Annotated in this window: 24 protein-coding genes; 9 read left to right on the top strand and 15 right to left on the bottom strand. The window is 58.7% G+C overall.

The annotated features are described in order from the left end of the window. Positions 1-27 precede the first annotated feature (27 nt). Genes ACRESJ_RS19100 through ACRESJ_RS19115 form a run of 4 tightly spaced genes read right to left on the bottom strand, consistent with a single transcriptional unit; the run spans position 28 to position 4,529 of the window. Complete coding sequence (locus ACRESJ_RS19100; RefSeq protein ID WP_431759280.1) at positions 28-1,026, bottom strand: hydrolase; 999 nt, start codon at positions 1,024-1,026, stop codon at positions 28-30. Positions 1,027-1,082: 56 nt separating this feature from the next. Next, the gene (gene rsmD, locus ACRESJ_RS19105) at positions 1,083-1,691 is read right to left on the bottom strand and encodes a 16S rRNA (guanine(966)-N(2))-methyltransferase RsmD (protein WP_431759281.1); all 609 of its coding nucleotides are present in this window, start codon (positions 1,689-1,691) and stop codon (positions 1,083-1,085) included. Beyond that, positions 1,691-3,181, bottom strand: a complete 1,491-nt coding sequence (locus ACRESJ_RS19110) for a M16 family metallopeptidase (RefSeq protein WP_431759282.1) — start codon at positions 3,179-3,181, stop codon at positions 1,691-1,693. The genes rsmD and ACRESJ_RS19110 overlap by 1 nt, the downstream gene beginning before the upstream one ends. Beyond that, entirely contained in the window at positions 3,174-4,529 is a 1,356-nt protein-coding gene (locus ACRESJ_RS19115; protein WP_431759283.1) for a M16 family metallopeptidase, read from the bottom strand. The genes ACRESJ_RS19110 and ACRESJ_RS19115 overlap by 8 nt, the downstream gene beginning before the upstream one ends. A 342-nt stretch (positions 4,530-4,871) precedes the next feature. On the opposite strand from ACRESJ_RS19115, the gene ftsY reads away from it, so the two are divergent. The 4 genes from ftsY to rpoH all read left to right on the top strand — a co-directional run bounded on the left by ftsY (position 4,872) and on the right by rpoH (position 9,042). Continuing rightward, positions 4,872-6,380: a signal recognition particle-docking protein FtsY gene (ftsY, locus tag ACRESJ_RS19120; protein ID WP_431759284.1), complete on the top strand. Its 1,509-nt coding sequence runs from the start codon at positions 4,872-4,874 to the stop codon at positions 6,378-6,380. Continuing rightward, positions 6,377-7,048 carry a cell division ATP-binding protein FtsE gene (ftsE, locus tag ACRESJ_RS19125; protein ID WP_007975383.1) on the top strand — a complete coding sequence of 224 codons (672 nt, stop codon included), beginning with the start codon at positions 6,377-6,379 and terminating at the stop codon, positions 7,046-7,048. Before ftsY ends, ftsE begins: the two co-directional genes overlap by 4 nt. Beyond that, positions 7,045-8,067 (top strand): permease-like cell division protein FtsX, encoded by a 1,023-nt coding sequence (gene ftsX, locus ACRESJ_RS19130; protein WP_431759285.1) that lies wholly within the window; start codon positions 7,045-7,047, stop codon positions 8,065-8,067. The genes ftsE and ftsX overlap by 4 nt, the downstream gene beginning before the upstream one ends. A 120-nt stretch (positions 8,068-8,187) precedes the next feature. Then, a complete protein-coding gene (gene rpoH, locus ACRESJ_RS19135; RefSeq protein ID WP_007975386.1) occupies positions 8,188-9,042 on the top strand; it encodes an RNA polymerase sigma factor RpoH in 855 nt (284 codons plus the stop codon). 148 nt (positions 9,043-9,190) lie between these two features. On the opposite strand, the gene mtgA is transcribed toward rpoH, so the two are convergent. Further along, positions 9,191-9,913 (bottom strand): monofunctional biosynthetic peptidoglycan transglycosylase, encoded by a 723-nt coding sequence (mtgA, locus tag ACRESJ_RS19140; protein ID WP_431759286.1) that lies wholly within the window; start codon positions 9,911-9,913, stop codon positions 9,191-9,193. A 74-nt stretch (positions 9,914-9,987) separates the two neighbouring features. Here mtgA and ACRESJ_RS19145 point away from each other — a divergent pair, with 74 nt between their 5' ends. The 4 genes from ACRESJ_RS19145 (at position 9,988) to trmB (ending at position 12,230) form a co-directional block, all read left to right on the top strand. Further along, positions 9,988-10,368 (top strand): DUF423 domain-containing protein, encoded by a 381-nt coding sequence (locus tag ACRESJ_RS19145; RefSeq protein WP_431759287.1) that lies wholly within the window; start codon positions 9,988-9,990, stop codon positions 10,366-10,368. Between the two features lie 71 nt (positions 10,369-10,439). Beyond that, a complete protein-coding gene (gene thiS / locus ACRESJ_RS19150) occupies positions 10,440-10,640 on the top strand; it encodes a sulfur carrier protein ThiS (RefSeq protein ID WP_050562648.1) in 201 nt (66 codons plus the stop codon). Between the two features lie 60 nt (positions 10,641-10,700). Then, entirely contained in the window at positions 10,701-11,495 is a 795-nt protein-coding gene (locus tag ACRESJ_RS19155; protein WP_007953385.1) for a thiazole synthase, read from the top strand. Positions 11,496-11,504: 9 nt separating this feature from the next. Further along, the gene (trmB, locus tag ACRESJ_RS19160; protein ID WP_431759288.1) at positions 11,505-12,230 is read left to right on the top strand and encodes a tRNA (guanosine(46)-N7)-methyltransferase TrmB; all 726 of its coding nucleotides are present in this window, start codon (positions 11,505-11,507) and stop codon (positions 12,228-12,230) included. Positions 12,231-12,270: 40 nt separating this feature from the next. Here trmB and ACRESJ_RS19165 read toward each other — a convergent pair whose 3' ends face one another. The 3 genes from ACRESJ_RS19165 to ACRESJ_RS19175 are packed head-to-tail and all read right to left on the bottom strand — an operon-like array spanning position 12,271 to position 15,009. Next, the gene (locus ACRESJ_RS19165; RefSeq protein ID WP_431759289.1) at positions 12,271-12,870 is read right to left on the bottom strand and encodes a LysE family translocator; all 600 of its coding nucleotides are present in this window, start codon (positions 12,868-12,870) and stop codon (positions 12,271-12,273) included. Positions 12,871-12,892: 22 nt separating this feature from the next. Then, positions 12,893-14,215 carry a serine hydroxymethyltransferase gene (gene glyA, locus ACRESJ_RS19170; RefSeq protein ID WP_431759290.1) on the bottom strand — a complete coding sequence of 441 codons (1,323 nt, stop codon included), beginning with the start codon at positions 14,213-14,215 and terminating at the stop codon, positions 12,893-12,895. Between the two features lie 29 nt (positions 14,216-14,244). Beyond that, on the bottom strand, positions 14,245-15,009 hold the full coding sequence (locus ACRESJ_RS19175) for a HalD/BesD family halogenase (protein ID WP_431759291.1): 765 nt from the start codon (positions 15,007-15,009) through the stop codon (positions 14,245-14,247). Positions 15,010-15,177: 168 nt separating this feature from the next. On the opposite strand from ACRESJ_RS19175, the gene ACRESJ_RS19180 reads away from it, so the two are divergent. Beyond that, positions 15,178-15,630 carry an Lrp/AsnC family transcriptional regulator gene (locus tag ACRESJ_RS19180; protein WP_431759292.1) on the top strand — a complete coding sequence of 151 codons (453 nt, stop codon included), beginning with the start codon at positions 15,178-15,180 and terminating at the stop codon, positions 15,628-15,630. On the opposite strand, the gene ACRESJ_RS19185 is transcribed toward ACRESJ_RS19180, so the two are convergent. The 7 genes from ACRESJ_RS19185 to ACRESJ_RS19215 form a co-directional block, all read right to left on the bottom strand. Then, on the bottom strand, positions 15,627-15,950 hold the full coding sequence (locus ACRESJ_RS19185) for a DUF3392 domain-containing protein (protein ID WP_075946317.1): 324 nt from the start codon (positions 15,948-15,950) through the stop codon (positions 15,627-15,629). The two genes, ACRESJ_RS19180 and ACRESJ_RS19185, sit on opposite strands and share 4 nt — an antisense overlap. 9 nt (positions 15,951-15,959) lie before the next feature. Continuing rightward, positions 15,960-17,165: a radical SAM family heme chaperone HemW gene (hemW, locus tag ACRESJ_RS19190; protein ID WP_431759293.1), complete on the bottom strand. Its 1,206-nt coding sequence runs from the start codon at positions 17,163-17,165 to the stop codon at positions 15,960-15,962. Then, on the bottom strand, positions 17,162-17,758 hold the full coding sequence (gene rdgB, locus ACRESJ_RS19195; protein ID WP_431759294.1) for an RdgB/HAM1 family non-canonical purine NTP pyrophosphatase: 597 nt from the start codon (positions 17,756-17,758) through the stop codon (positions 17,162-17,164). Before rdgB ends, hemW begins: the two co-directional genes overlap by 4 nt. Beyond that, positions 17,755-18,189, bottom strand: coding sequence for a DUF4426 domain-containing protein (locus tag ACRESJ_RS19200; protein WP_431759295.1), 435 nt, complete (start codon positions 18,187-18,189; stop codon positions 17,755-17,757). The genes rdgB and ACRESJ_RS19200 overlap by 4 nt, the downstream gene beginning before the upstream one ends. A gap of 26 nt (positions 18,190-18,215) precedes the next feature. Next, a complete protein-coding gene (gene metW / locus ACRESJ_RS19205) occupies positions 18,216-18,836 on the bottom strand; it encodes a methionine biosynthesis protein MetW (protein WP_223456686.1) in 621 nt (206 codons plus the stop codon). A 7-nt stretch (positions 18,837-18,843) separates the two neighbouring features. Then, positions 18,844-19,983 carry a homoserine O-succinyltransferase MetX gene (metX, locus tag ACRESJ_RS19210; protein WP_057398145.1) on the bottom strand — a complete coding sequence of 380 codons (1,140 nt, stop codon included), beginning with the start codon at positions 19,981-19,983 and terminating at the stop codon, positions 18,844-18,846. Between the two features lie 183 nt (positions 19,984-20,166). Continuing rightward, positions 20,167-20,430: DUF167 family protein (locus ACRESJ_RS19215; protein ID WP_431759296.1), on the bottom strand; the 264-nt coding region annotated here is incomplete at its 5' end.

The following is a 20,430-nucleotide window of genomic DNA, read 5'->3' on the forward strand; positions in this document are numbered from 1 at the left end:
CGACTCGCCTTGATCTGCGTCCATGACTCAGGCGCGCCCTACGGCGGCCAGCCACTCGGGGATGCGTCGCTCCAGGTAGTAACCCGGTTGCGTGAGCGTGCCGTCAACGAAGCCGACATGCCCGCCCTTGGCTTGCAGTTCGAATTGCGTGCAAGCGGACAACTCATCGACGTGCGGCAGGCTGTGGGGAAACACGAAAGGGTCGTCGGCGGCCTGAATCATCAAGGTCGGCGTACGGATTTCACCGAGAAAATAGCGGCTGGAGGCCCGGCGATAGTAATCCTCGGCATCGGCGAAACCGTTCAGCGGCGCGGTTACCCGACCATCGAAATCCCAGAACGTGCGCATGTTTTCCAGTGATCCGAGGGCCGCCAGGGCTGCCAGGCCCTCCTCGCGTCCGTCATGCTGGAATTGTCGCTGCTTGTTCTTGATATAGGCGACCATCTCGCGCATGAAGTGCGCCTGGTAAATCCTGGAGAAGCCTTGGCCGATGCGGTCGGCGCACTGGTCCAGGCGGAACGGTACCGACACCGCCACGGCGCCTGTCACGCCGCTGTCGCTGCCGGTTTCGCCCAAGTGCTTGAGCAGGACATTGCCACCCAGGGAGTAACCCACCGCATACAGTGGCGCGAGAGGCCGTTTGGCCCGCAAGTGCCTGATGGTTTCGGCCAGGTCTTCACTGGCACCGGAATGGTAACTGCGTGGCAGCAGATTGGGTTCGCCCGAGCAACCGCGCCAGTTCAGTGCGACGCTGGCCCAGCCCCGGTCGCCCAGGGCTTTTTGCATCCCGGCCACGTAAGGCGAGTTCGACGAACCGGTGAGCCCATGCAACACCAGCACCAAAGGCGCGTCGGCGCTGTGCGGGCCATGCCAGTCCAGATCGAGAAAGTCGCCATCTTCAAGCCACAGGCGTTCGCGTTCGCGGTCGATGTGCACGGTTTTACGCCACAGTGGCCCCCACAAGGTTTGCAAGTGCGGGTTGCCGAGGCCGAAGGCGGGGGTGAAGCGTTCTGGCGGATGAGACACGATCATTCTCGATGCAGTGGTGCGTAGCGGGTACGCACCTTTTTCAGGCCGGTCGGTTAACCGGCGATCTCTGCCATACGTTGCCACAACGAGTAGTAGACGCGCCCGGATTTCTGCTCCCGGTGCAGGCGCCAGTTCTGCGGCAGGCCCAGGGTTGACGGCGCGGACTCGCTTTCGGTGTACACCCAGGCATCTTCGGCCAGCCATTGGCGCTCTTCGAGCAACTTGCAAACGGCGGGCAGCAGGTTCTGGTTGAACGGTGGATCGAGGAACACCAGGTCGTAGGCCGTTGCGGTCTGGGTTTCCAGATAGCGCAGGGCATCGGCGGTCTGGACCTGGCCGTTGGTGCAACGCAGTGTGCCCAGGTGCTCCTTCAGGCTCGATACCGCAAGGCTGCTGGCGTCCAGCGCCTGACCCATGGCCGCACCACGGGACAAGGCTTCGAGGAACAGCGCGCCGCTACCGGTGAACGGGTCGAGCACCTTGGCGCCCGGCACGTACGGCGCGAGCCAGTTGTACAGGGTTTCACGCACACGGTCGGGCGTCGGGCGCAGGCCCGGGGCGTCGGGGAAGCTCAGCTTCCGGCTGCGCCATTCGCCGCCGATGATGCGTAGCTGATTTACGCCGTTATGGACGTTTTTGGCGGGTTTTTTAGGATGGGCCATTAATGCTCCGGAACCCCGAGCGGCTGCTCGGAAGGTTTATCAGTAGGGGCCGGTAACGGCTGTTGCGGCACGGTCGGGCCAGCGCTGACGATGACCATTTTGTCCGTGCTCAGGTGTTTGTTCATGGCGGCTTTGACCTGCTCGACGGTCAAGTCCTGGGACTGTTGCATGAAGTCTTCCAGGTGACTCAACGGCAGGTTGTAGAAGCCGATGGCGCCCAACTGGCCGACGATGTCGGCGTTGCTGGCGGTAGACAGCGGGAAGCTGCCGGCCAGTTCGCGCTTGGCGTCGTCGAGTTCTTTTTCGGTCGGGCCGGTTTTAAGGTAGTCGGCCAGCACATCTTGTACCAGCTTCAAGGTGCCTTCGCTCATCTCGGCGCGGGTCTGCAGGTTGATCATGAACGGGCCACGCGCCTGCATCGGTGTGAAGCCCGAATACACGCCGTAAGTCAGGCCGCGCTTCTCGCGAACTTCGCTCATCAACCGGGTGCCGAAGCCGCCGCCACCGAGAATCTGGTTGCCCATGGACAACGCCGCGTAGTCCGGGTCGTCGCGGTCGATGCCTAGTTGCGCGAGCATCAGGTTGGTCTGTTTGGACGGGAACTCGATGTGATTGACGCCAGCCTTGGGTTCGACAGGCTGCGCGATTTTCGGCAAGGCCGGGCCCTTGGGCAGGGCGCTGGAAACCTGTGCGGCAATCGTCTCGGCTTCTGCGCGGGACAGGTCACCGACCAGCGCGATCACCACGTTACCCGCTGCGTAGGCTTTCTGGTGGAACGCACGCAGTTGTGCCGCGGTAATCGTCGGTACGGTTTTTGCCGTGCCATCGCTGGAATGTGCGTACGGGTGATCACCGTACAAGCGGTTCATCAGTTCCAGGCTGGCGAGTTTGCCGGGGTTCTGTTTCTGGTATTCGAAACCGGCGAGCATCTGGTTCTTGATGCGGGCCAGCGAATCGGCAGGGAAAGTCGGCTTGCCGATGACTTCGGCAAACAGCTTCAGGGCCGGCTCGCGCTTGTCCTTGGCACTCAGGCTGCGCAGTGAAGCGATTGCCATGTCCTTATAGGCACCGTTGCCAAAGTCGGCGCCCAGGCCTTCGAAGCCCTGGGCAATGGCACCGACGTCTTTGCCGGCGACGCCTTCGTTGAGCATGGCGTTGGTCAACTGCCCCAGGCCCGGCGTATTACCGTCCTGGCTACTGCCCGCGGCGAAGATCAGGCGCATATCGAACATCGGCAGCTCATGGGCTTCGACAAACAGCACCTTGGTGCCGTCAGTGGTGTTCCAGGTCTGCACATCGAGCTTGCGGTGGTCCGGTGCCTTGCCGTTGAGTTCGGTCAGCGATTGCAGTTTCTGGCTGGCCCTGGCCTTGTCGAGGGCTTCGCTGGCATTGGTTTCGCCAGAGCGAGACAAATAGAACGCGGCGGAACCGATAACGGCAACGGTGACCAGGCCGATCAGGGCCAGGCGGGAGGGTTTACGCTCACTCATGAGTCGTCTCCAGAGGCAGTACATGGGCGACGCTGAGACGTTCGCGGGTGAAATACAGCTTGGCGGCTTTCTGGATGTCTTGCGGTGTCACGCTTTCCAGGTCGGCCAGTTCGGTGTCCATCAGCTTCCATGACAGGCCGACGGTTTCCAGTTGGCCGATGGCGGTGGCCTGGCTGGTGATCGAGTCGCGTTCGTAGACCAGGCCGGCAATGACTTGTGCGCGTACGCGCTCCAGCTCTTCGGCGGTAGGCGCGGTGGTCTTAAGCTGGTCGAGCAGCTTCCACAAACCGGCTTCCGCCTGGGCGATGGTTTTGTGCTTCTGTGAGTTTGGTGATGCCGACAGGGTGAAGAGGCTGTCGCCACGGGTGTAGGCGTCGTAACTCGACGAGCCGCCGGATACCAGTTCCTCTCCGCGCTCCAGCTGCGTCGGGATGCGTCCGCTGTAGCCGCCATCGAGCAGCGCCGAGATCAGGCGCAGGGCATTGACCAGGCGTTTGTCGTCGGTGGTGGCTATGCTCGGCACGTTGAAGGCCAGCATCAGGCTGGGCAGTTGGGTCTGCACGTGCAGGGTGATCTGGCGCTCGCCCGGTTCGGCCAGTTCCAGCGGTTTTTTCGCGGCGGGCACATCACGCTTGGCGATCGGGCCGAAATAGCGCTGGGCCAGGGCCTTGACTTCGTCTGGCGTCACGTCGCCGACCACCACCAGCGTGGCGTTGTTCGGCACGTACCAGGTCTGGTACCAGTGACGCAGCTCTTCGACTTTCATTCGCTCAAGGTCGGCCATCCAGCCGATGGTCGGCGTGTGATAGCCGCTGGCCGGGTAGGCCATGGCCTTGAAGCGTTCGTAGGCCTTGGACATCGGCTTGTCGTCGGTGCGCAGGCGACGTTCTTCCTTGATGACCTCGATTTCCTTGGCGAACTCGTCGGCCGGCAGGCGCAGGCTGGCCATGCGATCGGCCTCCAGCTCGAAGGCTATGCCCAGGCGGTCGCGGGCCAGCACCTGGTAATACGCGGTGAAGTCGTCGCTGGTGAATGCATTCTCTTCGGCGCCGAGGTCGCGCAGGATCAGCGAGGCTTCGCCGGGGCCAACTTTCTCGCTGCCCTTGAACATCATGTGTTCCAGAGCGTGGGACAAGCCGGTATTACCCGGTGTCTCATAGCTGGAGCCGACCTTGTACCAGACCTGGGAAACCACCACGGGCGCACGGTGGTCTTCACGCACGACTACCTTCAGGCCATTGTCGAGGGTGAATTCGTGGGTGGGTTGCGGGTCGGCAGCCAGGGCCGAAAGGGGCAGGCAAACTGTGCTGAGCAGCAGGCCTGCGGCGCGGCGGGCAAGAGCATTCATTCGTTTTCAAACCTTTGGGGCTGCCCGCTTGTTCTTAGCGTCAGCGGGCGAGAGGGTGCTAGGATACTGATCCGTTTTACTGGCGGCCACGCCTATCAGGCCTTTGCGTTTGATCAGGTTGTATGGGTTTGCGGCAGAAGGTTGGAATTTATCAACTAAACTCTGCTTTTTCGCCGATTTTGCTGCTTTAGTCCTTCGTAAAAACGTTTCCGTGAGGTGCCGTTCGCACCTCGACAAAATGTTGCGCGTGAACAAGCTGAGTCAATCGCAGTCTGTTCTGCATCGAATATTTATTTGCCGGGGCGCCATTGGCGCGTCGCTACCGTGAGATAGCCGTCCTCCATGTTTGGTTCCAACGACGACAAGAAGACCCCAGCTGCGGCTGGCGAGAAGAAAAGCCTGTTCGGATGGCTGCGCAAAAAGCCGCAGGAACCCGCCGTCGAACAACCACAACCTGTTCCTGAGCCAGCGCCTGTCGCGGCACCGGCATTAGAAAAAGCGCCCGCACCGGCGGTCCCGCCGATTGCCGGGCCGGTACTGCAACCGCAGGCCGAACCTGCCCGCGAAATCATCGGGCAGCCGCTGACTACCGCTGCCGAGCCATGGCTGACCTTACCCGTGGCGGAAGAGCCGGTGGCGCTGGTCGAGAATGACCTGGCACCCCATGTGACCCCGCCGATTCCGGCCCCGGCAGCGTTCACGCCGGCACCGGTTCATGCGCCTGTGGTCGAACCGGTGGTGGCACCCGTCGTTGTGGCTGAGCCTGCACCTGCACCTGCACCTGCACCTGCACCTGCACCTGCACCTGCACCGGTTGCCCCACCCGTCGTAGCCCCGGTAGCCCCGGTGGTTGCAGCTGCTGCTTCCGTCCCTGCTCCGGTCGAAACCCCGGCCGCGCCGGTACGCACCGAAGAAACCAAGGCCGGTTTCTTTGCCCGCCTCAAGCAGGGCCTGTCCAAGACCAGTGCCAGTATTGGCGAAGGCATGGCCAGCCTGTTTCTGGGTAAGAAAGTCATTGATGACGAGCTGCTCGAAGATCTCGAGACGCGTTTGCTGACCGCCGATGTTGGCGTAGAAGCCACGTCGGTGATCATTCAGCGTTTGACGCAGAAGGTCGCACGCAAAGAGCTGGCCGACGCCGATGCCCTGTACAAATCCCTGCAGGCCGAGCTGGCCGCCATGCTCAAGCCTGTCGAGCAGCCGCTGAAAGTCACCTCGCAGAACAAGCCGTTCGTGATTCTGGTCGTCGGCGTCAACGGTGCCGGCAAGACCACCACCATCGGCAAGCTGGCGAAGAAACTGCAGCTGGAAGGCAAGAAAGTCATGCTGGCGGCCGGCGATACCTTCCGCGCGGCAGCGGTGGAGCAGTTGCAGGTCTGGGGCGAGCGCAACAAGATCCCGGTGATCGCGCAGCACACTGGCGCTGACTCGGCTTCGGTGATCTTCGACGCCGTGCAGGCCGCCAAGGCTCGTGGCATCGATGTGCTGATCGCCGACACCGCCGGTCGCTTGCACACCAAAGACAACCTGATGGAAGAGCTGAAAAAAGTTCGCCGGGTGATCGGCAAACTCGACGCCGACGCGCCGCACGAAGTGCTGCTGGTGCTCGACGCCGGTACCGGCCAGAACGCCATCAACCAGGCCAAGCAATTCAACCAGACCGTCGAACTGACTGGCCTGGCGCTGACCAAGCTCGACGGCACCGCGAAAGGCGGGGTAATTTTCGCCCTGGCCAAGCAATTCGGCCTGCCGATCCGCTACATTGGCGTCGGCGAAGGCATCGACGATTTGCGTACCTTTGAAGCAGAACCCTTTGTCCAGGCATTGTTTGCCGAGCGGGAGCGTTCATGATTCGTTTCGAACAGGTCGGTAAACGCTACCCGAACGGTCACGTCGGCTTGCATGAGCTGAGCTTTCGAGTCCGTCGTGGCGAGTTTCTGTTTGTCACCGGCCATTCCGGCGCCGGTAAAAGCACGTTGTTGCGCCTGTTGCTGGCCATGGAGCGCCCGACCAGCGGCAAGTTGCTGCTCGCCGGGCAAGACCTGAGCACCATCAGCAACGCGCAGATACCTTTCCTGCGTCGGCAGATCGGCGTGGTGTTCCAGAATCACCAGTTGCTGTTCGATCGCACGGTGTTCAATAACGTCGCGTTGCCTTTGCAGATCCTCGGCCTGTCCAAGGCCGAGATCGCCAAGCGCGTGGACTCAGCACTGGAGCGTGTGGCGCTGTCGGATAAAACCGATCTGTACCCGGGCGACCTGTCCACCGGTCAGCAACAGCGCGTCGGTATCGCCCGCGCCATCGTCCACCGTCCGGCCTTGCTGCTGGCGGACGAGCCGACCGGTAACCTCGACCCGCGGCTGGCCGCCGAAATCATGGGTGTGTTCGAAGACATCAACCGTCTGGGTACCAGTGTGCTGATCGCCAGTCACGACCTGGCCCTGATCGCCCGCATGCGTCACCGCATGCTGACCCTGCAACGCGGCCGATTGATCGGCGACGGGGAGGCTGCCGTATGAGTGCTACCCGCAGCCCGAAGGTTTCCGAGCGCGTGGCCCCGAAAGCCGCCGATCCGCAACCGCAAAAGAAAAAACACGACGATGACGACGGGCCGGACTTCGCCACGTTGTTCCGTGCCTGGATCGAAAGCCATCGTGCCAGCCTGGTGGACAGCCTGCGCCGCCTGGGCAAGCAGCCCATCGGCAGTTTTTTCACCTGCATGGTGATGGCGGTGGCCCTGAGTTTGCCCATGGGCCTGTCACTTTTGCTAAGTAACGTCGAGCGTCTGGGCGGTTCCTGGCAGCGCGCGGCACAGATTTCCCTGTATCTGGAAATCGAGGCGAGCCCGGCGCAAGGCGAGGCGTTGCGCGAGCAGATCAAGGGTATGCCTGGCGTCGCCGATGCCGAATATGTTGGCCGGGAGCAGGCGCTGGAAGAGTTCCAGCAACAGTCCGGTCTGGGCGAGGCGCTCAAGGAACTGCCGGAGAACCCGTTGCCGGGCGTGGTGTTGGTAACGCCGACTGAAGTCGACAAGCCGGCCCTTGAAGCATTAAGACAAAAACTATCCGAGCTGCCGAAGGTACAGCAGGCGCAACTTGATTTAGTCTGGGTCGAGCGTCTGGCCGCCATCCTCAAGCTGGGTGACCGTTTTGTCTTCGGTCTGACCGTGCTTCTGGTTTCTGCATTACTTTTGGTGATAGGCAATACCATTCGTCTTCATATAGAAAACCGCCGCACAGAGATAGAAGTGATTAAACTGGTCGGCGGCACTGACAGCTATGTACGCAGGCCCTTTCTATATATGGGGGCGTTGTATGGCTTTGGTGCGGGGGTTCTGTCTTGGGGCGTACTGGCGTTCGGCCTTGACTGGCTGAACGACGCGGTAGTAGGGCTGGCCGGTTTGTACGGCAGTGACTTTGCGCTGGCTGGAGTGCCAGTTGCCGACGGTCTGTCTCTCTTGCTTGGCGCGGTGCTGTTGGGGTATATCGGTGCATGGATTGCAGTCGCACGCCACCTGAGGGAGCTTGCGCCTAAGTAGTATCATTTTGCTCGTATTGACCTTTCAGCGTTTATGGGTTTTAGGGAACTTGTCTTTCGGTTTCCGGTCAATTTTCGCAGTGCTGAACTGCACGAGTTTGTAAGTCGGAGGTTTTTTCGTATGACCAATTCTTTGCAACCTGCATATGCTCTGGTCCCGGGTGCGAACCTGGAGGCCTATGTGCACACCGTCAACAGCATTCCATTGCTGTCGCCGGAGCAGGAGCGTGAACTGGCCGAGAGTCTCTATTATGAGCAGGATTTGGGGGCGGCTCGGCAGATGGTGCTCGCCCACCTGCGTTTTGTCGTACATATCGCCCGTAGCTATTCCGGCTACGGTCTGGCTCAGGCTGACCTGATCCAGGAAGGCAACGTCGGCCTGATGAAGGCCGTGAAGCGCTTCAACCCGGAGATGGGCGTGCGCCTGGTGTCCTTTGCCGTGCACTGGATCAAGGCGGAAATCCACGAGTTCATCCTGCGCAACTGGCGCATCGTGAAGGTCGCGACCACCAAGGCCCAGCGCAAGCTGTTCTTCAACCTGCGCAGCCAGAAGAAGCGTCTGGCCTGGTTGAATAACGAGGAAGTCCATCGCGTAGCGGAAAGCCTGGGTGTAGAGCCTCGGGAAGTCCGCGAGATGGAAAGTCGCCTGACTGGCCATGACATGGCCTTCGACCCGGCCGCCGAAGCGGACGACGACAGTGCATTCCAGTCGCCGGCCAACTATCTGGAAGACCACCGGTACGATCCGGCCCGTCAACTGGAAGACGCCGACTGGAGCGATAACTCCAACCACAACCTGCACGAAGCGCTGGAAGTGCTGGACGACCGCAGCCGTGACATCCTCTACCAGCGCTGGCTGGCGGAAGAAAAAGCCACGCTGCACGACCTGGCGCAGAAGTACAACGTGTCGGCCGAGCGTATTCGTCAGCTTGAGAAAAGCGCGATGAACAAGCTCAAGTTGTCGATTGCCGCGTAATTTGCGCAAAGGCAATAAAAAACGCCCCGATCATTGATCGGGGCGTTTTTGTTTGAAGATCAAAAGATCGCAGCCTGCGGCAGCTCCTACATGGAATGGGGTACATCCTGTAGGAGCTGCCGAAGGCTGCGATCTTTTGACTTTGGGGCTATTCAGCCCACGGCGCCCTACGCGAATCATTGAGCCCCACCAGATAGCTGTCCCCACCCAGCTGGCTCATCTGCTGTCGTATCCAGCCTGCTCGCCGCGCCACGTAGGACGTTGGGTGGCTGGCGCTCCATACGCGCGGGTTCGGCAGTACCGCTGCCAGCAAACTCGACTGCTGGCGACTGAGATTTTTGGCGCTAGTGCCAAAGTGATGCCGGGCCGCCGCTTCCGCGCCGAATACTCCGTCATCCCACTCGACGCTGTTCAGATAAACCTCAAGAATCCGCTGCTTGGGCCAGAACACTTCGATCAGGCCGGTGAACCAGGCCTCCAGGCCTTTGCGCAGCCAGCTGCGACCGGACCACAGAAACAGGTTTTTCGACACTTGTTGACTGAGCGTGCTGGCGCCACGAATCGAGCCGCCGAGTTCGTTGTGGGCCAGTGCTGCCTTTATCGCATTTACGTCGAAGCCCCAGTGCTCCGGGAATTTCTGGTCTTCGCCGGCAATCACCGCGACTTTCAGGTCGTCTGAGATTTCGTCCCAGGGTTTCCAGGTGCGCTGCAGGTCAATGGGCTCGCCATCGATCCAGGATTCGATCTTGCGCTCGACCATCAACGCCGTGCCTGGTGGAGGCACAAAGCGAAAAATCAGTACCAGCAGGACGCTGCCGCCCATGAACCAGAGCACGGCCTTGGTAAAACGACGGAAATAGATACGCAGCATAGAGATGGCTTGGCCGAACCCGTTGAGCGGGCCATTATACAGACCCTTTGGATCGAGTCTGATTGGAGTTCTTCATGTTGCGTGGCTTTCTGATGCTGGCCGCTTTTTTCGGTTTCACCGGTGTCGGTCTTGGCGCGTTTGCCGCCCATGGCCTGAAAAACCGTTTGAGCGCCGAGTACCTGGCGATTTTCCACACCGGCGTCACCTATCAGCTGGTGCACACCCTGGCGTTGTTGGGCGTCGCGATATTGGCCACACAAATTCCCGGTCGCCTTGTGACCTGGGCCGGTGCGTCGTTTGCCCTTGGCATCCTGTTGTTCTCCGGCAGTCTGTATTTGCTCACGCTGACTGGCTTCAGCAAGCTCGGCATCATCACGCCATTCGGCGGCCTGGCCTTCCTCGCGGGCTGGCTCTGCCTGGGGCTCGCCGCCTGGCGTTTGCCGTTGACCGCTTGACGCTTATTGCTGACCTTTAGGTCACGATCGGGCTAGAATGCCAGCCCTTTAAAATGATGGCGGCATAGCGCATGCGCATTCAGTTGAACGGCGAATCCTTTGAACTGCCCGACGGTGAAACCGTTGCGGCCCTGCTGACCCGTCTGGACCTTACCGGACGCCGGGTGGCGGTCGAACTCAATCTGGATATCGTTCCGCGCAGCCAGCATGCCGATACCGCGCTCAACGACGGCGACAACGTCGAAGTCGTGCACGCCATCGGCGGCGGCTAGCCGTCTGGCCCACGGGCCGACAGAATTCTGCAAGACCCTCACCCCTACAGAGGATTCCCCATGAGCATCGTTCGTAGCGACAAGCCTTTCGTCCTGGCCGGTCGTACTTACCAGTCGCGTTTGCTGGTTGGTACCGGCAAGTACCGTGACATGGAAGAAACCCGCCTGGCCATCGAAGCCTCGGGTGCCGAGATCGTCACGTTTGCCGTGCGCCGCACCAACCTGGGCCAGATCGAAGGCGAGCCGAACCTGCTTGAAGTGCTGTCGCCGGATCGCTACACCTTCCTGCCGAACACCGCCGGTTGCTACGACGCTGTCGAGGCTGTGCGCACCTGCCGCCTGGCCCGTGAGCTGCTCGATGGCCACAACCTGGTGAAGCTGGAAGTGCTGGCCGATCAGAAAACCCTGTTCCCTAACGTGATCGAAACCCTCAAGGCCGCCGAAGTGCTGGTAAAGGAAGGCTTCGACGTGATGGTCTACACCAGTGATGACCCGATCATTGCCCGGCAACTGGCGGAAATCGGCTGCATCGCGGTAATGCCACTGGCCGGTCTGATCGGTTCGGGCCTGGGTATCTGCAATCCGTACAACCTGCAGATCATCCTCGAAGAAGCCAAGATCCCGGTGCTGGTGGATGCGGGTGTCGGTACCGCTTCCGACGCCACCATTTCCATGGAACTGGGTTGTGATGCCGTGCTGATGAACTCGGCCATCGCACATGCCCAGCAGCCGATCATGATGGCTGAAGCCATGAAGCACGCCATCGTTGCAGGTCGCTTGGCCTACCTCGCCGGCCGCATGCCGAAAAAACTCTATGCCAGCGCCTCTTCGCCGCTGGATGGTCTGATCAAGTAAGAGCCATTGATGACTGAATCGAACGACACGCCAATCCAGACGGAAGAAGGCGACGAGCGCCAACACCGCCGTATCAAGAGTTTCGTGATGCGTGCCGGGCGCATGACCGAAGGCCAGCAAAAAGGTCTGGAGCAAGGCACGCCTCTTTTCGTGCTGCCCTTGGCCGATGCGCCAGTGGATTACGACCAAGTGTTTGGTCGCTCGGCACCGCGGTCGCTGGAAATCGGGTTCGGCATGGGCCATTCGCTGCTGGAAATGGCAGCGGCCTCGCCTGAGCAGGATTTCATCGGTGTCGAAGTTCACCGTCCGGGTGTCGGCGCGCTGCTCAACGGCGTGCTGACCCAAGGCCTGACCAACCTGCGGGTCTACGATTGCGATGCGATCGAAGTGCTCAACCGTTGCGTGGCCGACAACAGCCTCGATCGCCTGATGCTGTTTTTCCCGGACCCGTGGCACAAGAGCCGTCACCACAAGCGTCGTATCGTTCAAGCGTCGTTCGCGGAGCTGGTGCGCAGCAAGCTGAAAGTCGGCGGTGTTCTGCACATGGCCACCGATTGGGAACCCTACGCCGAATACATGCTGGAAGTGATGAATGTCGCGCCGGGCTACCGTAATTTGGCCGAAGACGGCAAGTGCGTACCTCGCCCGGCCGAACGCCCGATCACCAAGTTCGAACGCCGTGGCGAACGTCTTGGGCATGGGGTTTGGGATCTGAAGTTCGAAAAGCAGTCGTAATGTTCAGGAGCGGTTCGTCCGCTCCGGTGCATGTTGAATCTCAGAGCAATAGCGACAAGGCAACGCTGGATATCATCAACATGGCAAAGCTAATGTTGAGTGCTCGATTCCAGCGTGGTCGGACAAAAAAGCGTCTTAAATGATTGCCGGAGCTAAGCCAGATAAAATCAAACGTAACGCAGATCCCCAGACAGCTGGAAACCTTGAATACCAAATCCCAAGGTTGTGCTAATCCAAGCGGAAATCCTCCCAGCAATGCTGCAAAAACTGCGTAAGCTTTGATATTGGTAACGCCAATAACAAATCCGGCACTCCATCGTGGTGCTGCAACCGTTGTTACGCTGCTGATAGGTGGCGTTCTAGCAATCAACCACGCGAGGAACACGATGTAGGCTGCGGAGATAAGTCCCAATCCCGTAGCAAGTATCGGAACCTTCTGAATAATAATGAAGATACCGGACGCCACCAAGCTAATTGAAATCGCGAGCCCCGCCATGATCCCGGAAAAGAACATGAGCGATCGCTTGAGCCCGTAAGCCGCCCCGCTAGCCGCCAGAGCCATTGTTGCTGGGCCTGGACTTGCTAGTAGTGCGGAGGCCGTTAATAAAAAAGAAAACTCCGGGGTTGTAAAAAAGCTCATAGGAAAAACCTTAAAGAGGGCTTTAATGAGTGCCGATGTCGTGGCAGAAATGCAGCGTTCGAAAATCTTTCATGAATTCGATTACGTCCTGAGCAATCATCACAGGACTGCGTGAGTGTTGCAGTGCTTCGGCTATTTTTTCTGCTATCCATGCCATGTGGTTTTCCTTCATTCCGAGTCTTGTGATTTCGGTAGTGCCCAGTCTTATCGCGCTTTGATCTGCAGGGCTTTCTTTTGAAAATCCCCAACTAAGTGGTGTTTTGTTGCATATGATATTGGCAGATTCTAATAATCTGACTTCATAGACGGCGCTATCCAGATAAGTCGATTTAATAACAACCTGATGAGTGGCGGTAAAATTGCGCTCGTGAAATAAGGCATTCAAGCCACGCTTTCTTAGTTCCAAGCCCAGTCGTTGCGCATTTTTTACTACTTGTGTCATGTAAGCCTTGCCATACTCTATTATTTCGGTTGTTGCCACCGCTAACGCGGCAACACGATTAATTTGGTGGCTGCCAGTAAGCATCGGGAAAAGGCTACGATAAATCGCTGCGCTCAGCTCCTCATCATCCCAAACGATTATCCCGCCCTGAGGACCACTGAATGTTTTTCCTGAAGACCCGGTCATCAGATCTGCGCCTTCCCTCAGCGGATCCTGAAAAAGCCCGGCTGCAATCAGTCCAAGTTGATGCGCTGCGTCGAAGTAAACTTTGCCGCCCCAAGGGGAAATAATTTCCTTTATCCGCTCTAGCGGTACCGGGAAGAGCGTTAACGTCATCCCGATACCGACGACTTTCGGTTTGCGATATGTGGCAATTTGCTTGAACAAGTCGATATCAATATCGTTTGTCCCTGCGTGGAAAGGGAGATCGATGATCTCTAGTCCTCTGACCCCCGGGGGGCCATTGCTGCGGTGGCTGGAATCGCCACCTTGCATGATCGGCACGGTCATCACGCAATCGCCCGGCGATGCCAATGCGGTATAAGCTGCCATGACACCAGCCATCCCTCCCATCAATCGATGGTCCGCGTATTTGCAGCGAAAGGCCTTTTTCAATAGTTCTACGCAGAGTGATTCAACCTCGTCGATCAATGCCATGCCGGTAAAGAAACGATTGTCACGGCCTATGTGACCACCGGAGGCGCGTATCCCGATTTCACTCGCCAGTAGACTTCTGGCGCTGGGACTTGATGGCGCTTCGGCGGCAACAAGGTTGATGCATTGCTGTCCGCGCCAACACTGGTTTCGATTCACGGCATCTTTAACCAAATTTGCCATCGCCACTGATGAGCTCGCTCGTTCGAGCAGTAAAGCTGCATCGTATAAACATTTTTGATCATGCATAAATGGCCCGCTGATTCAGAAACGTGAGGTTATTGTTCAGTGCGCACCGCTGCAGCGTGTTTGTCTTCCCACCAACGGTCGTTACCAGAAAGAGGTTTGTCGATCAGTCGTTTATCAGCCCAGGTCATATTTAAAATAATTCGCGTGACGTCGTCGCTGAGAGGGACAGTTCTGTGCAGAGTCGTGTCAGTTCGAAGGAAGTAAATGTCCCCGGTTAAAAATCCATAGGTGGAAATTGGGTGGTTGGAGAGTATTTCGTTTATTCGTGAATTGTTTTTGTCCCAGTAAGTATGAGGAACACACTGGAGCATGCCTCCGCAAGAAATGGGTGGTGTTTCGATAATCCAGATCAACGCAAAGCTATAGTCACCCCAATGCCAACCATGCGTATCACCCTTCTTTTCCTGTCGGGTGATCAGAAATTCTTCATCGTTTGATACTTGAGGGATTACTTCTGTGCCCGCAATACGCGACAAGAGCTCGAGCAAGTTTGGCGATCGTGCAAGTTTATATATGAGTCCTTTCTGTTGGGCGATCCATTCACTGCGTACAACACTCATATGTCTCGGGCTGTTATCGGTTGTGGTCAGCAGTAAGTCGCGACGTTCTCCCTGCTGCTCAAGTAGAGTCAAGACTTCGTTTTTTATAAGGTGTTTAAGTTCTGTGTCAGCAATATCGTTAACTTTAATAAAGCCATCTTTGGAGAATTTGTTTCTTAATGTGAATATGCGCTGCTCCGGAAAAAGGTTTGAAAGATAGCAGGCAAACAGATTTTCGTCGGGTTCAAGTTTCATTTTGATACCTCGTCATCTCATTCTGAGTTTTGCGTAGTATTTTTCTATAACACTGCTTGGCGGTTTTTGAGTGTATGAGTACAACCGTCGACGTGCTATGAATTCGATTGGCGTGAGACAAGATCAACGAGTACACCTTCATAGACCTGTTTTCAGAAGGCCATCAGGATGAAAAAACTTATTAAAAAAGAGGTAGTACTTGACCCGCTCGACAAGACCATCATCACCGCATTGAATAGTCATGCCAGGCTATCGGTGAAAGCATTGAGTCGGCAGGTCGGCCTGTCTGCGCCCAGTTGCGGTGAGCGACTTCGGCACTTGGAGAAGACTGCAATCAAGGGTTACTGCGTCGATGTCGATCCCGAGGTGGTCGGTTACCGGCTGCAGATGATTGTTCGGATGCGCTCCAATCCCGGTCAGATGCAAACGGTGGAGCAGTTGCTTAGGGAGACGGGGGAGTGCGTCACCTTTTACAAGGTGACGGGGGATGACGATTTTGTCTGCGTGATGTATCTGCGCTCAGTCGATCATCTAGACGAGCTGCTGAGCCGTTTTGCGCCAATGGCAACAACTCATACGTCATTGATCAAAGCAATGGAGCGTAAGTTGCCGCCGCTTTAGCGACGGTCGGCTACAACGCCAATGAGCACCAACACCACCAACAACACCGGCGCCAGGCTGTAGTTGTTGAACTGGCTCAAGCCCTTGACGATCCACGGCGTGGCGTAGATCAGCGCGGCGCCGCTGCCGATCATGCACAGCAGGGCCATCAGTGGCACGCGCAGGGCGCCGGCGATGCTGCCCAGGCGTTGCTCGACCCAGCCTTTGAAATCCGCACCGAACAGCACCAGCAGGCAGCCCACCAAGGCCAGGGCGATTTCCGAGAGATTGCTACGGCTCCAGCGAGATACGGTGGCGAGCAGGTCGAGTACCAAATCCATTCGATTTCCTTATGTCAGAAATTTCTGCAGCAAGTCGTTGAGGAAGAGTTGTCCGCGTTCGGTAGCCGCCAGACGTGACGGTTCGACCTGCATCAGGCCACTTTGTTCGGCTTCGCGGCGGCCTTCAGCAAGGCTTTCCAGCGTCATGCCGGTACGTTCCGGGTACAACCGCGATTCGACGCCTTCAGTCAGGCGCAGCGCGTTCATCAGGAACTCGAACGGCATTTCATCGTTGCCCAGCGCTTTCTCGCCAGCCTGAAAGCTTTTCGACGGATTGAGGTAATCCTTGGGCAGGCGAGTCTTCCATGTCCGAATGATGCGTCCGTCCGGATGGCTGAGCTTGCCATGGGCGCCAGCGCCAATACCGATGAAATCGCCAAAGCTCCAGTAATTGAGGTTATGCCGCGCGGCACGACCAGGCTGGGCGTAGGCCGAAACTTCGTATTGTGCGTAACCGTGTTCAGCCAGCAGTGCTTGGCCCGCCTCCTGAATGTCCCACAACGTGTCGTCTTCCGGCAGCGTTGGCGGCTGGTTCCAGAACACGGTGTTGGGTTCCAGCGTCAGTTGATACCACGACAGGTGCGTCGGTTTCAGGGCGATAGCTGTGCGCAGGTCACCCAGGGCATCGTCCAGGGACTGATTCGGCAAGCCATGCATCAAATCCAGGTTGAAGTTATCGAACCCGGCCTGGCGCGCCATGCCGGCAGCGCGAACGGCTTCGTCTCCGTTGTGAATCCGCCCCAGGGCTTCGAGCTTTTCTTGCTGAAAGCTCTGGATGCCGATCGACAGGCGATTGATGCCCAGTTTCCGGTAGGCCACGAACTTGTCTTGCTCAAACGTTCCCGGGTTGGCTTCCAGCGTGATTTCAATGTCGCTGGCAAACGGGATGCGTTGTTCGACGCCTTTGAGCAAGCGACCCAGCGAATCAGCGCTGAACAGGCTCGGCGTGCCGCCGCCAAAGAAGATCGAACTCAGCTCACGGTCGTAAACGGCATGCAGGTCCTGATCTAGGTCAGCCAGCAATGCGTCGACATACTCTTCTTCCGGCAGCACGGGGCTGGCGGTGTGGGAGTTGAAATCGCAATAGGGGCATTTGCGTACGCACCACGGGATGTGGATGTACAGCGCCAAGGGCGGCAGCACAGGCAAGGCGGCCCGAGGCGATTGCGCTTCGCCGCCGAAAATCAGCGGCGAAGCAGATGATTCGCGGGTCATTTCAGGCCCAGACGCTGGCGCAGCAGATCCATTGCACGGGCGCGGTGGCTGATCTGGTTTTTGTCGCTCGGGCTCAGTTCGGCGCTGGAGCAGTCGCGCTCCGGTACCCAGAACAACGGGTCGTAGCCAAAACCGTGGTCACCGCTGGCAGCAGTCAGAATGCGTCCGTGCCACAAGCCTTCGCAGAGAATCGGCAGCGGATCATCGGCGTGACGCACCAGCGCCAGAACGCAGACAAACTGCGCGCCACGTTCCGCTTCAGGCACATCTTTCAAAACGTCGAGCAGTTTGGCGTTATTCGCCGCATCGCCCTTGCCGTCGGCATAGCGGGCCGAGTAAATACCCGGTGCACCACCGAGGAAATCAACCGCCAGCCCGGAATCATCGGCCAACGCCGGCAGGCCAGAAATGCGCGCGGCATTACGGGCCTTGAGGATGGCGTTCTCGACGAACGACAGACCGGTTTCTTCAGGCTCGACGCTGCTGAACTCGCCGATCGAGCGCAGTTGCACCGACTCGCCGAGCATGGCCTGGAGTTCCTTGAGTTTGCCGGCGTTATGGCTGGCCAGTACGAGTTGGGTGAAGTTCATCATTGGCCGGGGAAAAGCTCTTGTTGGAAACTGATGGTGTTGGTTTTGTCGCCGGTCTGCACCTTGATATCGAAGGTGCGGACTTCCTGCTGATCCACCGGGTATTGCGCAATGTAGTAGATCGCGCCTTGTTCGGTGATCTGTTTGAATTTCAGTGGCACAGTCTGGCTGGTCAGGTCTTTGACCGAGCCGCTCACCTGGGCCATCAGTGGCTTGCCTTCCTTGAGTACCGAAATGTTGATCACGCCCTGGTTCTTGCTGCGGATCAGTTCGGCGGACTTGGCGATGTCCGGGGTCAGGAAGGTGGAGTTGAAGGTGTTGTAATGCACCGTCACGTCACCGAAGGTTTCCTTGCGCTCGCCCTTGATGACGTCGGCGGCCATGGCGGTAACGCTCAGGCAGGCAGTGAGTAGAAATAACGCTAGACGACCCATGATCGTTCTCCTTGCAATAGGGTGGATCAGACCGCGACCTTGTGGTCGGAAAGTCCCGGACTGCTGACGCGGTAGATTCCGATCTCACCTAACAGATTAGGCCATAGCTTACTGGCCCACCCGTGCCGATGCTGTTGATCCACGGCAAGTCGATCAATGACCTTCGCTTCACGTTCGCGACACAAGGCTTCAAAGTCCGCGAAGGTGCAGAAGTGAATGTTGGGCGTGTTGTACCAGGTGTACGGCAGGAACTCGGAAACCGGCATCCGGCCCTTGCTCGCCAGGTACCAGCGGCAGCGCCAGTGACCGAAGTTGGGGAAGGTGATGATGCACTGGCGACCGACGCGCAGCATTTCCTCGAGGATCCTGTCCGGGTAGTGCACCGCTTGCAGCGCCTGGGTCATGACCACGATGTCGAAACTGTTGCTGGCAAAGTTGCCCAGGCCCTTGTCCAGGTCCTGTTCGATGACGTTGATGCCCTTGGCCACGCACTCGGCGATGTTGTCGGCGTCGTTTTCCAGGCCATAACCGGTGACTTGCTTGTTATCGCGCAGCCAGGTCAGCAGTTCGCCATCGCCGCACCCGAGGTCGAGCACGCGGCTGCCGGCGGGGATCCATTCCTGGATGATTTCCAGATCAGCTCTCATGGCTTTCTCACAGCGTAATGCGGTTCATGTAATTGCCGAATGCCTGCAGGTAGCGCGGGATCGGAATCAGGAAGGCGTCGTGGCCTTGCGGTGCGTCGATCTCGAGGTAGCAGACGTCCTTGCGCGCGGCCATCAGTGCATCCACCAGTTCCCGCGAGCGGGCAGGGGAGAAGCGCCAGTCGGTGGTGAACGACATCACGCAGAACTTGGCCTTGGCGCCTTCAAAGGTTTTCGCCAGGTTATCGTCGAAGTTCGCCGCCGGATCGAAGTAGTCGAGCGCTTTGGTCATCAACAGGTACGTGTTGGCATCAAAGCGCCCGGAGAACTCTTCGCCCTGATAGCGCAGGTAGCTTTCAACCTGGAACTCGACGCTGTGGAAGTCGTAGTTGAGCTTCTCGCTCTTGAGCCCGCGGCCGAATTTCTCGCCCATGGAGTCGTCGGACAGGTAGGTGATGTGCCCGACCATCCGCGCCAGCATCAGGCCGCGCTTGGGGATCACGTTGTGTTCCTGGAACGAACCGCCGTGGAATTCAGGGTCGGTGAGGATTGCCTGGCGCGCCACTTCGTTGAACGCGATGTTCTGTGCCGACAGCTTGGGTGCCGAGGCGATGGCCAGGCAGTGACGGATGCGGTCAGGGTAGGTGATGCTCCATTGCATCGCCTGCATGCCGCCGAGGCTGCCGCCGATCACGGCCGCGAACCGGGCGATGCCGAGACGATCTGCCAGGCGCGCCTGGCTGTGCACCCAATCCTCGACGGTCAAGACCGGGAAGTCGGCGCCGAACGGCTTGCCAGTCTCGGGGTTGATGCTGCTCGGGCCGGTGGAGCCGTTGCAGCCGCCGAGGTTGTTCAGGCTGACCACGAAGAACTTGTTGGTGTCGATTGGCTTGCCGGGGCCGATGCAGCTGTCCCACCAACCGGGTTTGCGGTCGTCGGGGCTGTGATAGCCGGCGGCGTGGTGGTGCCCGGACAAGGCGTGACAGATCAGCACGGCGTTGCTCGCCGTGGCATTCAGCGTGCCGTAGGTTTCGTAAATCAGGTCATAGGCCGGGAGCGAACGTCCACAGGCCAAGGCCAGCGGCTCGCTGAAGTGCGCCACTTGCGGCGTCACCAGACCAACAGAATCGGGGGGAAAGGCAGCTGGCATCGACCCTGCTCTCATTGAAATGAGGCGTAAGTCTAAAGACCGCTGGGGTTAGCGGCAAGCAAAGGCCGGGCCTGATTGTTTCCTGTCAGACCGAGGCGCGGCCATCGCGGGCAAGCCACGCTCCCACATTGGAATGCGTATCCCTGTGGGGGCGTGGCTTGCCCGCGATGAACGATGACGCGGTCAACCCGCCGGGCGTACCAGTCCAGGCAAATCCGGCAACTTCTTCGGTGAGCAGATTCGCACCCGTTTCTGCCGGTTCAACTCGCCACTGATCAAGCTGATCTGGCTCTTGGACACGCCAAAGGCCTTGGCCAGAAAGGCCATCAGGTACGCGTTGGCCTTGCCCTCGACTGGCGGCGCGGTCAGGCGGATCTTCAGGCGATCGCCGTGCAGCCCGCAGAAATCATCGCTACGGGCTGCCGGTTGCAGGTGACACTCCAGAAT

It is taken from the genome of Pseudomonas sp. (assembly GCF_050739655.1).
GTDB lineage: Bacteria > Pseudomonadota > Gammaproteobacteria > Pseudomonadales > Pseudomonadaceae > Aquipseudomonas.

Excerpts from the sequence above, each read along its gene's own strand:
- rsmD (WP_431759281.1), bottom strand. The coding sequence starts at position 1,691 with ATGGCCCATCCTAAAAAACCCGCCAAAAACGTCCATAACGGCGTAAAT.
- ACRESJ_RS19110 (WP_431759282.1), bottom strand. The coding sequence starts at position 3,181 with ATGAGTGAGCGTAAACCCTCCCGCCTGGCCCTGATCGGCCTGGTCACC.
- ACRESJ_RS19115 (WP_431759283.1), bottom strand. The coding sequence starts at position 4,529 with ATGAATGCTCTTGCCCGCCGCGCCGCAGGCCTGCTGCTCAGCACAGTT.
- ftsY (WP_431759284.1), top strand. The coding sequence starts at position 4,872 with ATGTTTGGTTCCAACGACGACAAGAAGACCCCAGCTGCGGCTGGCGAG.
- ftsE (WP_007975383.1), top strand. The coding sequence starts at position 6,377 with ATGATTCGTTTCGAACAGGTCGGTAAACGCTACCCGAACGGTCACGTC.
- ftsX (WP_431759285.1), top strand. The coding sequence starts at position 7,045 with ATGAGTGCTACCCGCAGCCCGAAGGTTTCCGAGCGCGTGGCCCCGAAA.
- rpoH (WP_007975386.1), top strand. The coding sequence starts at position 8,188 with ATGACCAATTCTTTGCAACCTGCATATGCTCTGGTCCCGGGTGCGAAC.
- mtgA (WP_431759286.1), bottom strand. The coding sequence starts at position 9,913 with ATGCTGCGTATCTATTTCCGTCGTTTTACCAAGGCCGTGCTCTGGTTC.
- ACRESJ_RS19145 (WP_431759287.1), top strand. The coding sequence starts at position 9,988 with ATGTTGCGTGGCTTTCTGATGCTGGCCGCTTTTTTCGGTTTCACCGGT.
- thiS (WP_050562648.1), top strand. The coding sequence starts at position 10,440 with ATGCGCATTCAGTTGAACGGCGAATCCTTTGAACTGCCCGACGGTGAA.
- ACRESJ_RS19155 (WP_007953385.1), top strand. The coding sequence starts at position 10,701 with ATGAGCATCGTTCGTAGCGACAAGCCTTTCGTCCTGGCCGGTCGTACT.
- trmB (WP_431759288.1), top strand. The coding sequence starts at position 11,505 with ATGACTGAATCGAACGACACGCCAATCCAGACGGAAGAAGGCGACGAG.
- ACRESJ_RS19165 (WP_431759289.1), bottom strand. The coding sequence starts at position 12,870 with ATGAGCTTTTTTACAACCCCGGAGTTTTCTTTTTTATTAACGGCCTCC.
- glyA (WP_431759290.1), bottom strand. The coding sequence starts at position 14,215 with ATGCATGATCAAAAATGTTTATACGATGCAGCTTTACTGCTCGAACGA.
- ACRESJ_RS19175 (WP_431759291.1), bottom strand. The coding sequence starts at position 15,009 with ATGAAACTTGAACCCGACGAAAATCTGTTTGCCTGCTATCTTTCAAAC.
- ACRESJ_RS19180 (WP_431759292.1), top strand. The coding sequence starts at position 15,178 with ATGAAAAAACTTATTAAAAAAGAGGTAGTACTTGACCCGCTCGACAAG.
- ACRESJ_RS19185 (WP_075946317.1), bottom strand. The coding sequence starts at position 15,950 with ATGGATTTGGTACTCGACCTGCTCGCCACCGTATCTCGCTGGAGCCGT.
- hemW (WP_431759293.1), bottom strand. The coding sequence starts at position 17,165 with ATGACCCGCGAATCATCTGCTTCGCCGCTGATTTTCGGCGGCGAAGCG.
- rdgB (WP_431759294.1), bottom strand. The coding sequence starts at position 17,758 with ATGATGAACTTCACCCAACTCGTACTGGCCAGCCATAACGCCGGCAAA.
- ACRESJ_RS19200 (WP_431759295.1), bottom strand. The coding sequence starts at position 18,189 with ATGGGTCGTCTAGCGTTATTTCTACTCACTGCCTGCCTGAGCGTTACC.
- metW (WP_223456686.1), bottom strand. The coding sequence starts at position 18,836 with ATGAGAGCTGATCTGGAAATCATCCAGGAATGGATCCCCGCCGGCAGC.
- metX (WP_057398145.1), bottom strand. The coding sequence starts at position 19,983 with ATGCCAGCTGCCTTTCCCCCCGATTCTGTTGGTCTGGTGACGCCGCAA.